This is a genomic window from Salinibacterium sp. ZJ450, assembly GCF_011751885.2.
Lineage (GTDB): Bacteria > Actinomycetota > Actinomycetes > Actinomycetales > Microbacteriaceae > Ruicaihuangia.
The window spans coordinates 1,524,646-1,537,130 of record NZ_CP061771.1 but is presented as its reverse complement, the minus strand read 5'-3'; the positions used below and the strand labels follow the sequence as shown (position 1 = coordinate 1,537,130).

Below are 12,485 nucleotides of genomic sequence, written 5' to 3'. Positions count from 1 at the left end.
GGAGAGTGCTGCCTCAGAGCACTTCGACAAGCCGAAATCGTTCGAGAACCACCATCGTGTCATCGTTCACCGTGAACGACGGGTTCCCGAGGAAACTCCGCATCTCATTGCTGTGCCAGTAACGCTCATGTGCGGCCCGCCACTCGGAAAGAGAAGAGTGTCCCTCGCCCTCGTCGCGCGCATGCTCCCAGGGGACTAACCCGAGGCGAAAGTGTTGAACGTCGGTGATCTCGATCACGGCGACAGCCTTCTCAGCCGAATCAACCACAACCTGCCGCGCACCAACCTGCGGGAACGGATCGTCCTCGATTCGATACTCCACGGCCGTGGAGGTCGTCGACGTCTTACTCCCGTCGAGAATCGCCGAAACAAGCCGGTCGCGCAACGGCCCGGGAAAAGCAAACTCAACGCGGGGAGGATCGTCCTGATTCATGTGGCAACCTGGTCCAGGGCGCCTAGCGTCGCCGGGCGAGGCCGCGGTTGATCTGCCTGGCCCAGAGCGGCCCGCGGTAGAGGAACCCGGTGTAGCCCTGCACGAGGGTCGCGCCGGCGGCCAGGCGTTCCGCGACATCCGCCGCGGTCTCCACTCCCCCGACCGAGATCACGCACAGCTCCTGGGGAACGATGGAGCGGATCAGCCGCAGCATGGCGAGCGAGCGGGCGGCCAGCGGCGCGCCGGAGAGCCCGCCCGCGCCGGCGGCCTCGACCACCGAGCGCTTGGTGCGGAGGCCGTCGCGGGACAGTGTGGTGTTGGTGGCGATGATGCCGGACAGGCCCAGGTCGACCACCAGCTGCGCGATCCGGCGGGCTTCGTCGTCGCTCAGGTCGGGGGCGATCTTGACGAGCACGGGGGTGCCGTCCGCGGCATCCCGCACCGCCGTCAGCAGCGGAGCGAGCTTGTCGATCTCCTGCAGGCCGCGTAGGCCAGGGGTGTTCGGCGAGCTGACGTTGACCACGAGATAGTCGGCCGCCGGGGCGAGCAGCCGGGTGCTCTCGACGTAGTCGTCGACGGCGTTCTCCACGTCGACCACCCGCGATTTGCCGATGTTGATGCCGATCACCGGGCGGTTGCTGCGGGATGCCGCGGACCTGAGTCGTGGTGCGGCGGCGGTGGCCCCGTGGTTGTTGAAGCCCATCCGGTTGATCACCGCGCGGTCCGGGATGAGCCGGAACAGTCGCGGCTTGTCGTTGCCTGGCTGCTCGCGGGCGGTGATGGTGCCCACCTCGACGTGCCCGAAGCCGAGCTGGCCGAGCCCCAGAATGCCGAGTCCGTCCTTGTCGAAGCCCGCGGCGACGCCGAACGGCGAGTCGAAATGCAGGCCGAGGGTGTCAACGCCAAGTGACGGATCGGGCCGGGTGAACCGGTGCACCAGCGCGCCGATGCCGAGCGTGGGCAGCAGTCGGATCACGGTGAAGGCGAGGTGGTGCGCGCGTTCGGGGTCGAGCTTGGACAGGAACAGCCGGAACAGGATCGGGTACATGCTGCCGTTACTCGCCGGCGTCCGCGCGGTCGGTTTCGGTCGCCAGGACGCGGGTTTCGCGTTCGACCCTGAGCAGCGCGATGGCGGCCTCGAAGTCCTCGAGCGAGTCGAAGCTCTGGTAGACACTGGCGAAGCGCAGGTACGCCACCTCGTCGAGTTCCTGCAGCGGGGGCAGGATGGCGAGGCCGATGTCATTGGCCTCGATCTGCGAGGCGCCGGTGGAGCGGATGGTTTCCTCGACCCGCTGTGCGAGCACGGCCAGGTCAGAGTCGGTCACCGGGCGGCCCTGGCAGGCCTTGCGCACGCCGGAGACGATCTTCTCCCGACTGAAGGGTTCGACCACGCCGTTGCGCTTGATCACGTTCAGGCTGGCGGTTTCGATGGTGCTGAAGCGACGCCCGCACTCGGGGCACTGCCGACGGCGGCGGATGGACAGGCCGTCGTCGGTCGTCCGTGAATCGACGACCCTGCTGTCGGGGTGGCGGCAGAACGGACAGTACATGGTGGCTCCTTAGGCGGTCAGGCTGAGAACCGGGCGGTGATGGCGTCGCCGTGACCGGGAAGGTCCTCCGCGCTGCTGAGCGCCACGATGCGCGCCTCGACGGCGGCGAGAGCGTCGCGGTCGTAGCGGATGACCTGCTGCGGGCGCAGGAAGGTGTACGCGCCGAGCCCGGATGCGTAGCGTGCCTGCCCGCCGGTGGGCAGCACGTGATTGGACCCGGCCAGGTAGTCGCCGAGGCTGACCGGGGAGTTGCGGCCGAGGAAGATGGCGCCGGCGCTGTCGATCAGGGCCAGCGTGGCGTCGTCATCTGCGGTCTGGATTTCGAGGTGCTCCGGGCCGTACGCGTTGCTGAAGGCCGCGGCATCCGCCAAAGAATTCATCACCACGATCGCGGACTGCGGCCCGGACAGCGCGGTGAGCACGCGGGCACGGTGGTGAGTGGATGTCGCCAGCCGCTCCAGCTCGGCGGTGACGCGGTCGGCGAGTTCGGCGGAGTCGGTGACCAGCACTGAGCCGGCCAGCTCGTCGTGTTCGGCCTGGCTGATCAGGTCGGCGGCGACCAGGGTGGCGTCCGCGGTGTCGTCGGCGATGATGAGGATCTCGGTGGGGCCGGCTTCGGCGTCGATGCCGACCACGCCCTGTACGGCGCGCTTGGCGGCGGCGACGAACACGTTGCCGGGTCCGGTGACCACCTGCACCGGGTCAAGACCGATGCCGGCAACCCCGTGGGCGAGAGCGCCGATGGCGCCGGCGCCGCCCATGGCGTACACCTCGTCGATTCCGAGCAGTCCGGCGGCGCCGAGGATGGTGGGGTGCACGGCTCCCCCGAACGCCTTCTGCGGCGGGGAGGCCAGCGCGATCGAGCCCACGCCGGCGACCTGCGCGGCCACCACGTTCATCACCACGCTCGACGGGTAGACGGCCTTGCCGCCCGGTACGTAGAGACCGACCCGGGATACCGGCTGCCAGCGCTGCTCGATCACGGCACCGGGGGCGAGCTCGGTGCGGGCAGGCGGCGGTACCTGCGCGGCGGTGGCCTGACGTACCCGGATGATCGCCTCATCGAGGGCGGCGCGTACGTCTGGGGCGAGACCGTCGCGGGCGGCGTCGATGTCGGCCTGCGGCACCCGCACCCTGGACGGGCGCACCCCGTCGAAGCGTTCGGCCTGGTCGAGCAGCGCCGTTTCGCCGCGGTCGCGCACGTCGTCGATGAGGGCGTGCACCGCTTCGGTCACCGACGAGACGTCGTTCGCCGTGCGGGGTACGAGGGCGAGCAGCTCGGCGGGGCTTGGCGTGGCGCCGCGAAGATCAATGCGCTGAATCATGACCTATCCATGCTAGTTGCTCGGGTGTTGGGGCCGCGCCCGCAGGTGGGGTGGGGTGCTGGAGCTCGCGGTGCCGCTTGGGCTCGCGCGGGGTGCCGCTCGGTCGGAGAACGGCGGCTCGGGAGGACGTTTTTTGCGGATAACGTCCTCCCGAGCCGCCGAGCTCCGTCCGACCCGTTGGGGTGGGAGGCCTGGGCCCCGCCCCGAGAGTGAGGTCTGGCAATCGGTTCCTCCCTGGCCGCCGGCACCACCAATTGCCAGACCTCACAAGACGGGGGCAGCCGCGCCCGAGGCCGCGCCCGCAGGTGGGTGGGGTGCTGGGGCTCGCGGAGTGGCGGTCGGGCTCGCGCGGTGCCGCTCGGGCCCGCGGAGTGCCGCTCGGTCGGAGAACGGCGGCTCGGGAGGACGATTTTTGCGAATAACGTCCTCCGGAGCCGCCGAACTCCGTCCGACACGTGCCTCAGGGCGGCTCGGGCTACCTCAGGCGAAGCAGTTCGGCCCGAGCAGGCTCTTCAGTTCGCCGAACAGGTCGGCGCTGATCCGCACCGGGTACGGGATCTCGAACACCCGCGCGGTGTCGCCCTTGAGCAGCCGCAGCCGCACCTCGTTGTCGCCGGGGTGCCGGTTGAACACGTCGTACAGGGAGCGCACGATGTCGGTGGTGGCCCGGAACTCCTGCACCGAGATCTGCAGCGGACCGGAGCCCATCGCGTCCCCGACATCCGGAGTGAACATGCTCGCGGCATGCAGGTTCACGCCGTCGTCACGCACGCTCACCCGGCCCTTCAGCACGATGATCGAGTCGGCCTGCAGGGTCGGCCCGAACTCCTGGTAGCTCTTGCCGAGCAGCATCGCGGTGATCTCGCCGCCGAAGTCCTCGACCTGGATCATGCCGTACTGGTTGCCAGAGTTGCGGGCGGTGCGGTGCTGCACGGTGGTGACGAGCCCGGCGATGGTGACCTGCTCGCCATCCTTCACGGTCTCCCCGGCGAGGATGTCGGCGATGGACACCGACGCGTGCTTGGCCAGCGCGACCTCGAGCCCGGCCAGCGGGTGGTCGGAGACGTACAGGCCGAGCATCTCGCGTTCGAAGGCGAGCTTGTCTTTCTTACCCCACTCCGGACGCTCCGGCACCTTCGCGGTCTGCTGCGGCTCGTCGAACAGGCTGTCGAAGTCGAAGCCGACGTCACCGTTCTCTTCGCGTCGCTTGTCCTTGACCGCGCTCTCCACCGCCCCCTCGTGGATCTCGAGCAGCGCCCGCCGGGTGGATCCGAGCGAGTCGAATGCGCCGGCCTTGATCAGCGACTCCATGGTGCGCTTGTTTGCCGCCTGCAGCGGGATCTTCTTCAGGAAGTCGTGGAAGGTGGTGAAACGGCCCTTCGCTTCGCGGGCCTGCTTGATCAGGTCGACCACCGCGAAGCCGACGTTGCGCACCGCGCCGAGCCCGAACCGGATGTCCTCGCCCACGGCGGCGAAGTAGCCGATCGACTCGTTCACGTCGGGGGCCAGCACCTTGATGCCCATGCGGCGGCACTCGTTCAGGTAGATCGCCAGCTTGTCCTTGGAGTCGCCGACGCTGGTCAGCAGCGCGGCCATGTACTCGGCCGGGTAGTGCGCCTTCAGGTATGCGGTCCAGTAGGAGACGACACCGTAGGCGGCGGAGTGCGCCTTGTTGAACGCGTAGTCGGAGAACGGCAGCAGGATGTCCCAGAGCGCCTTGACCGCGGCATCCGAATATCCACGCTCGTGCATGCCGGCGCTGAAGCCCTCGTACTGCTTGTCGAGCTCTGATTTCTTCTTCTTGCCCATCGCGCGGCGCAGGATGTCGGCCTGGCCGAGGGAGAAGCCGGCCACCTTCTGCGCCACCGACATCACCTGCTCCTGATAGATGATCAGGCCGTAGGTGCCGCCGAGGATCTCCGCGAGCGGTTCCTCGAGCTCCGGGTGGATCGGGGTGATCGCCTGCAGCCCGTTCTTGCGCAGCGCGTAGTTGGTGTGCGAGTCGGCACCCATCGGGCCCGGCCGGTAGAGCGCGATAACCGCGGAGATGTCCTCGAAGTTGTCTGGCTTCATCAGCCGCAGCAGGCCACGCATCGGCCCGCCGTCGAGCTGGAACACGCCGAGCGTGTCTCCGCGGGATAGCAGGTCGTATGCGCCCTGGTCGTCGAGCGCCAGGCCCTCCAGGTCAAGCTTTGTCCCGCGGTTCAGCTCGATGTTGTCGAGCGCGTCGGAGATGATCGTCAGGTTCCGCAGCCCGAGGAAGTCCATCTTGATCAGGCCGAGCGACTCGCAGGCCGGATAGTCGAACTGGGTGACGATCTGGCCGTCCTGCTCCCGCTTCATGATCGGGATGATGTCGAGCAGCGGATGACTGGACATGATCACGCCCGCGGCGTGCACGCCCCACTGGCGCTTCAGGTTCTCCAGCCCGAGCGCGGTGTCGAACACCATCTTCGCGTCGGGGTCGGTCTCGACCACGGCGCGCACGTCGGCGGCTTCCTTGTACCGCGGGTGGTCCTTGTCGAAGATGCCGGTGAGCGGCACGTCCTTGCCCATGATGGGCGGCGGCATCGCCTTGGTGAGCTTCTCTCCCATGCCGAACGGGAAGCCGAGCACCCGTGAGGAGTCCTTGAGCGCCTGCTTGGCCTTGATGGTGCCGTAGGTGACGATCTGCGCGACACGCTCGTCGCCGTACTTCTCGGTGACGTACTTGATCACTTCGCCGCGGCGCCGGTCGTCAAAGTCGACGTCGAAGTCGGGCATCGAGACGCGGTCCGGGTTCAGGAAGCGCTCGAAGATCAGGCCGTGCTGCAGCGGGTCGAGGTCGGTGATCCGCAGCGCGTACGCGGCCATCGATCCGGCGCCGGAGCCACGGCCGGGACCGACCCGGATGCCCTGGTTCTTCGACCAGTTGATGAAGTCGGCGACCACCAGGAAGTAGCCGGGGAAGCCCATCTGCAGGATGACGCCGACCTCGTAGTCGGCGCGCTCGCGCACCGCATCCGGGATGCCGCCAGGGTAGCGGAACTTGAGACCCTCGTCGACCTCCTTGGTGAACCAGGTGTCCTCGGTCTCCCCCTCGGGAACCGGGTAGCGCGGCATGTAGTTGGCGTTCTCGTCGAAGCTCACGTCGCAGCGCTCGGCGATCAGCAGCGTGTTGTCGCAGGCCTCCGGGTAGTCCCGGAACAGCTCGCGCATCTGGGACGCGGACTTCAGGTAGAACTCGTCGGCATCGAACTTGAACCGGTTCGGGTCATCCAGCGTCGAGCCGGACTGCACGCAGAGCAGCGCCGCGTGGCTGGTGGCGTCGTGCGCGTGCGTGTAGTGCAGGTCGTTGGTGGCGACCAGCGGCAGGTCCATCTCCTTCGCCAGGCGCAGCAGGTCGGCCATGGCGCGGCGTTCCACGTTGATGCCGTGGTCCATGATTTCGCAGAAGAAGTTCTCTTTGCCGAAGATGTCGCGGAAGTCGCCCGCGGCCTTCTTCGCCTCCTCGTACTGGCCGAGCCGGATCCGGGTCTGGATCTCGCCGCTGGCGCAGCCGGTGGTGGCGATCAGGCCCTTGCCGTAGGTGGACAGCAGTTCGCGGTCCATCCGGGGCTTGAAGTAGTAACCCTCGATCGACGCCTTCGACGACAGCCGGAACAGGTTGTGCAGGCCCTCGTTGGTCTCGCTGAGCAGCGTCATGTGCGTGTACGCACCCGAGCCGGAGACGTCGTCTCCTCCGCCGTTGCCCCAGCGGATCCGGGTCTTGTCGCTGCGGTGCGTGCCGGGGGTGAGGTAGGCCTCGGTGCCGATGATCGGCTTGATGCCGGCGCTTGTGGCGCTCTTCCAGAAGTCGTATGCGCCGAACACGTTGCCGTGGTCGGTGACCGCGACGGCGGGCATTCCCTGCTCGGCCGCTGCCGCCACCAGCGGCTTCACCCTGGCGGCTCCATCCAGCATCGAGTACTCGCTATGCACATGCAGGTGCACAAAGGAATCGTTGCTCGAAGGCACAGGTTCTCCGTCTAGCTCGGGGTGGGTATCTAGCTTAGATCGTCGTCGGCGGAGGGCCGGTCAGGAGGCACGCAGCACGTCGAGAGCGTGCTGCAGATCTGCCGGGTAACCCGTGCTGAATTCGACGTACTGCTGGGTGGCCGGATGCCGGAAGCCGAGCCGCACCGCGTGCAGCCACTGCCGGCCGAGGCCGAGTTTCGCGGAAATCGTCGGGTCGGCGCCGTACATCGAGTCTCCGACGCAGGGATGCCGTTGGGCGGCCATGTGCACCCGGATCTGGTGGGTGCGGCCGGTCTCAAGGTGAATCTCGAGCAGCGACGCGCTCGGGAACGCCTCGATGGTCTCGTAGTGGGTGACCGAGGGCTTGCCGTCGGCGGTGACCGCGAACTTCCAGTCAGACGACGGATGCCGCCCGATCGGTGCGTCGATGGTGCCGGCCAGCGGATCGGGATGCCCCTGCACGACAGCGTGGTAGATCTTGTCGACCTCGCGGTCGTGGAACGCCCGCTTCAGCTCCCGGTAGGCGTGTTCACTCTTCGCCACCACCATCAGTCCGCTGGTGCCGGCGTCGAGCCGGTGCACGATGCCGGCGCGTTCTGCGGCTCCGGATGTCGCGATCCTGAACCCTGCGCCGGCGAGGGCGCCGAGTACGGTGGGGCCGGTCCAGCCGATCGAGGGGTGCGCGGCGACACCGACGGGTTTGTCGATCACCACGATGTCGTCGTCGTCGTGCACCACGGTGAGGTCGGGCACCAGGGTCGGTACGATCCTCGGCGGCTCCTTGGGCTGCCAGGTGACGTCAAGCCAGCCGCCGGCGGTCAGCCGGTCGGACTTGCCGAGCACCACCCCGTCAAGCGTCACTCCCCCGCCGGTCGCCACATCTGCGGCGAAACTGCGGGAAAATCCGAGCAGGCGAGCCAGCGCGCTATCGACCCGTTCACCGGCGAGGCCGTCGGGAACGGGCATGCTGCGGGATTCCATGGCTACGGGGTATCGATCGTCGGGGCGTCGTCGGATCGTGCGGCTTGGGTGCTGTCGGCGCGGGCCCCGGTCTGCTCGGTCTTCTGGCCGTCCAGTCCGATCCCGCGGACCGTCAGCAGGATGAACAGTCCCATGCTCGACACGATGGCGATGTCCGCCACGTTGAAGATGGCCGGGAAGCCCCAGACCTGGATGAAGTCGATCACGTGCCCCTGGCCGAAGCTCGGTTCACGGAACAGCCGGTCGGTGAGGTTGCCGAGCGTGCCGCCGAGCAGCAGTCCGAACATGACCGCCCATGCCAACGACCGGAGCCGGCGGGCGAAGATCAGGATGAAGACGACGACACCGGCCGCGACGATCGAGAAGATCCAGGTGAAGCCGATGCCGAGCGAGAACGCCGCGCCGGGGTTCAGCACGTACCGGAACAGCAGCAGGTCGCCGAGCACGGGCACGGCCTCGCCGAGCGGGAAGTTCTCGGTGATCAGGAACTTGCTGCCCTGATCCGCGAAGTAGGCAATAACGGCGACAACAGCAAGGAGGGCGAGCACCCGAAGACTAATCTTCGTGGTGCTTGCCCTCATCGCTGTCGGCTCAGTTGCTCCCGGCAAAACCGCTGTAGCTGGCAGGGGTGGATGTGTTGGCGCTCTGCGCCGACGACAGCGGCGCGGACTTCTCAGCCTGCGCACCGGCGGTCGTTGACGAGTCGAGGTCGCGCAGCTGGCCCTCGATGTAGCCCCGCAGCTTCTGGCGGTACTCGCGCTCGAAGGTGCGCAGCTCGTCCAGACGGTGCTCAAGCAGGGCACGTTCCTGGTCGAGCGAGCTGATCTGCTGGCGCTGTTTCGCTTCCGCCTCGGCGACGATGCGAGCGGCGGTGGCGTGGCCCTCGGCGATCAGCGCGTCGCGCTTCTCGACGCCTTCACGCACGTGTTCCTCGTGCAGGCGACGGGCGAGCTGCAGCAGGTTGTTGGTGTTCGTGGGGTCGACCGCGTTGGCGTCGGCGGCGGGCGTCGGGTACGACAGAGCCGGGGTCGGCGCGGGTGCCGCGGCCTGAGCAGGAGCCGGAACGACGGCTGCCGGCGCGGCGGCCGCGGACGAGGAGGATCCGCCGCTTCGCTGCAGCTCGCTGATGCGCGAGTCACTCGCGATGAGGCGCTGGCGCAGTTCCTCGTTCTCCTGGTGCAGGCGACGAAGCTCGACGACTACCTCGTCGAGGAAGTCATCAACCTCGTCCTGGTCGTAGCCCTCGCGGAACTTGGTCGGCTGGAACCGCTTGTTGACTACATCTTCAGGCGTCAAGGCCATAACCGTCACCTCTACTACTTTCTGTCACGGAACGTCGAACTAACGCTAGCAACTCCATGGCCCAGCACGGGCCAGAACGATTGACTTAACACTACAGGGAAGCGTCTGTGAGACCGGGTCATCGGATTCCGCCGACGATGGTCATCAGGATGATGCAGGCCAGCAGCACGATGGTCCAGCCGAAGTCGATGGCGGCGGCGCCGATCCGAAGCGGCGGCAGAACCTTCCGAACCATGCGCATCGGCGGGTCGGTCACGGTGTAGCTGGCCTCGGCGACGAGCAGCAGGAACCCCTGCGGCCGCCACCGGCGTGCCAGCACCCGCACCCAGTCGAAGATGAACCTGGCCCACATCGCCAGGAAGAACGCAAAGAGGGCGAAGTACAGCAGGTTCGCGATGATGGAAATAACCACCGCTACAGGTTACTGCTCGGAGAAGAACGAAGCCTCAACGTCGGACTCACCCTCGGCCGCTTCGCCGCTGACCGCGACGTGCGCGGGTGAGAGCAGGAACACCTTGTTGGTGACGCGCTCGATCTTGCCGTACAGGCCGAGCGACAGGCCGCTGGCGAAGTCGACGAGGCGACGGGCATCCGGTTCGGTCATCTGCGACAGGTTGATGATCACCGGGATTCCCTCGCGGAAGCTCTCGGCGATCACCTGGGCGTCCTTGTACTGGCGCGGGTGCACGGTGAGGATTTCATTCATGTCGGCTGGACCCGCATTTCGTGAGGTGGTCGGACGGCGGAGGGGCGTCACGGGCGCGCGTCCGGTGTTCGGCACGGCCACCGGCTGCGCGACGGGCGCTGCCGGTGCGGCAGGGCTCTGGGTGTTCTCGTACTCGAACTCTTCATCCGCGAGGCCGAGGTAGACCATCGTCTTACGCAGCGGGTTTGCCATTTGTTACCTCCACAGTGGGACTTCTGGTTTGAGATTAAGGGTGCAACGGGCGGTTTCCCGTGATTGCCGAGCCAATGCGAAGGTGTGTCGCGCCTTCGGCAATGGCCGCCGCGAAGTCCAGAGACATCCCGGCGGAGATGGCGCCCGCGTCTGGGGCGAGTGCTCTGACCCGGTCGGATGCCGCTTTGACTCTGGCGAACGCGCGGCGCGGCTCCTCGTCGAGAGGCGCCACCGCCATCACGCCGCGCAGCCGCAGTCCGGGGGCGGCGAGCACGCGCTCGACGAGCGGTTCGAGCTGGTCGAGGGCCACGCCGCCGCGGCCGGGGTCATCGGTGAGGTTGAGCTGCACGAAGCTGTCGAGCGGCTCGCCCTCGGCCAGGGCGTCGACCAGCGCCGGGCGGTCGATCGAGTGGATGGCGCTGGCGTACTGCCGCACCTGACGGGCCTTCTTGCTCTGCAGCTGGCCGACGAAATGCCAGCGCAGCCCCAGGTCGGCCAGCTCGGCCGCCTTGGCCTGGGCTTCCTGGTGGCGGTTCTCGCCGACGTCGCGCACCCCGAGTTCGGCCAGTTCACGCACCAGCGACGCCGGATGGAACTTGGTCACCACGATGGTGGTGATGTCGGCCGGGTCCCGGCCGACATCGCGCGCGGTGGCGGCGATCTGCTCTGACACAGTCGCCAGACGCTCGGCGAGCGGTGCGCCGTCACTCACAGGCTCACACCTCTCACCACGGTCTTGCTTCGAAACTGTTTACTTCAGGACTGTCTACTTCAGGAAGTCGGGGACGTCCAGGTCGTCGTCATCGTCGAAGTCCCGATCAATCGCGGCGGATGCCGGAAGCTCGGGCTCGCTCGACCAGGACGCCACAGGGCTCGGCTCTGCTGCCGCAAACGACGACTCCGCCGCGGGAACGGCAGCGCCGACCGACGCTGCTGCGGCAGCATCAACGAAATTTGACCGGCGGTCCTTCGCCTTCTGCGACGGCTCGCCGCCGTCGAACCCGGCCGCGATGACCGTGACGCGAACCTCATCGCCCAGGGTGTCGTCGATGACGGCACCGAAGATGATGTTGGCTTCGGGGTGCACGGCTTCCTGAACCAGGCGGGCGGCGTCGTTGATCTCGAAGATGCCCAGGTTGGAGCCACCCTGGATCGACAGCAGCACACCGTGCGCGCCGTCGATGGATGCCTCGAGCAGCGGTGAGGCGACCGCGAGTTCCGCGGCCTTGATCGCCCGATCGGCACCGCGTGAAGAGCCGATGCCCATCAGCGCGGAGCCTGCGCCCTGCATGACCGACTTCACGTCGGCGAAGTCGAGGTTGATCAGGCCGGGGGTGGTGATCAGGTCGGTGATGCCCTGCACGCCGGCGAGCAGCACCTGGTCGGCGGTCGCGAACGCTTCGAGCATACTGATGCCGCGGTCGCTGATCTCGAGCAGACGGTCGTTCGGCACCACGATGAGCGTGTCGACCTCGTTCTTCAGCGTCGCGACGCCGGCCTCGGCCTGCGCCTGACGACGCTTGCCCTCGAAGCCGAACGGCTTGGTGACCACGCCGATGGTGAGCGCGCCGATCGACTTGGCGATCCTCGCGACGACGGGCGCACCGCCGGTGCCCGTGCCGCCGCCCTCGCCGGCGGTGACGAAGACCATGTCGGCCCCGGCCAGTGCCTCTTCGATTTCTTCTGCGTGGTCCTCGGCGGCGCGTCGGCCGACCTCGGGATCAGCACCGGCGCCGAGGCCGCGAGTGATCTCGCGTCCGACGTCGAGCTTCACATCGGCGTCGCTCATGAGCAGCGCCTGTGCATCGGTATTGATGGCAACGAACTCGACGCCTCGCAGGCCGAGTTCGATCATGCGGTTGACGGCGTTAACGCCGCCTCCGCCAATACCGACCACCTTGATGACGGCTAGGTAGTTCTGGTTTGATGTCACGTCCGGCCTCCGGGAGAAACTTTCAACCTCTACTTGAGGTGTAAAGTTATGCTCAGTATGCATTTCT

Annotated in this window: 12 protein-coding genes; all 12 read right to left on the bottom strand. The window is 67.3% G+C overall.

Going from position 1 to position 12,485, the window contains the following annotated elements; genetic code table 11:
* Positions 1 to 13: 13 nt before the first annotated feature.
* The gene (locus HCT51_RS07275) at positions 14 to 433 is read right to left on the bottom strand and encodes an ASCH domain-containing protein (RefSeq protein WP_166872403.1); all 420 of its coding nucleotides are present in this window, start codon (positions 431 to 433) and stop codon (positions 14 to 16) included.
* 22 nt (positions 434 to 455) lie between these two features.
* A complete protein-coding gene (locus tag HCT51_RS07270; RefSeq protein WP_166872406.1) occupies positions 456 to 1,481 on the bottom strand; it encodes a quinone-dependent dihydroorotate dehydrogenase in 1,026 nt (341 codons plus the stop codon).
* Positions 1,482 to 1,488: 7 nt separating this feature from the next.
* Positions 1,489 to 1,983, bottom strand: a complete 495-nt coding sequence (nrdR, locus tag HCT51_RS07265; RefSeq protein ID WP_166872409.1) for a transcriptional regulator NrdR — start codon at positions 1,981 to 1,983, stop codon at positions 1,489 to 1,491.
* A 17-nt stretch (positions 1,984 to 2,000) separates the two neighbouring features.
* Positions 2,001 to 3,308 (bottom strand): histidinol dehydrogenase, encoded by a 1,308-nt coding sequence (hisD, locus tag HCT51_RS07260; protein WP_166872412.1) that lies wholly within the window; start codon positions 3,306 to 3,308, stop codon positions 2,001 to 2,003.
* A 480-nt stretch (positions 3,309 to 3,788) separates the two neighbouring features.
* Entirely contained in the window at positions 3,789 to 7,250 is a 3,462-nt protein-coding gene (dnaE, locus tag HCT51_RS07255) for a DNA polymerase III subunit alpha (protein ID WP_166872932.1), read from the bottom strand.
* 114 nt (positions 7,251 to 7,364) lie between these two features.
* Positions 7,365 to 8,285 carry an RluA family pseudouridine synthase gene (locus HCT51_RS07250; RefSeq protein WP_166872415.1) on the bottom strand — a complete coding sequence of 307 codons (921 nt, stop codon included), beginning with the start codon at positions 8,283 to 8,285 and terminating at the stop codon, positions 7,365 to 7,367.
* A gap of 2 nt (positions 8,286 to 8,287) precedes the next feature.
* Positions 8,288 to 8,866, bottom strand: a complete 579-nt coding sequence (lspA, locus tag HCT51_RS07245; RefSeq protein ID WP_166872418.1) for a signal peptidase II — start codon at positions 8,864 to 8,866, stop codon at positions 8,288 to 8,290.
* Between the two features lie 10 nt (positions 8,867 to 8,876).
* Complete coding sequence (locus HCT51_RS07240; protein ID WP_166872421.1) at positions 8,877 to 9,587, bottom strand: DivIVA domain-containing protein; 711 nt, start codon at positions 9,585 to 9,587, stop codon at positions 8,877 to 8,879.
* A gap of 118 nt (positions 9,588 to 9,705) precedes the next feature.
* Complete coding sequence (locus tag HCT51_RS07235; RefSeq protein WP_255523555.1) at positions 9,706 to 9,999, bottom strand: YggT family protein; 294 nt, start codon at positions 9,997 to 9,999, stop codon at positions 9,706 to 9,708.
* A 9-nt stretch (positions 10,000 to 10,008) separates the two neighbouring features.
* Positions 10,009 to 10,485 (bottom strand): cell division protein SepF, encoded by a 477-nt coding sequence (locus HCT51_RS07230; protein WP_166872424.1) that lies wholly within the window; start codon positions 10,483 to 10,485, stop codon positions 10,009 to 10,011.
* 34 nt (positions 10,486 to 10,519) lie between these two features.
* Positions 10,520 to 11,197 carry a YggS family pyridoxal phosphate-dependent enzyme gene (locus tag HCT51_RS07225; protein ID WP_166872426.1) on the bottom strand — a complete coding sequence of 226 codons (678 nt, stop codon included), beginning with the start codon at positions 11,195 to 11,197 and terminating at the stop codon, positions 10,520 to 10,522.
* 54 nt (positions 11,198 to 11,251) lie between these two features.
* Entirely contained in the window at positions 11,252 to 12,418 is a 1,167-nt protein-coding gene (gene ftsZ / locus HCT51_RS07220; protein ID WP_166872429.1) for a cell division protein FtsZ, read from the bottom strand.
* Between the last annotated feature and the right edge of the window lie 67 nt (positions 12,419 to 12,485).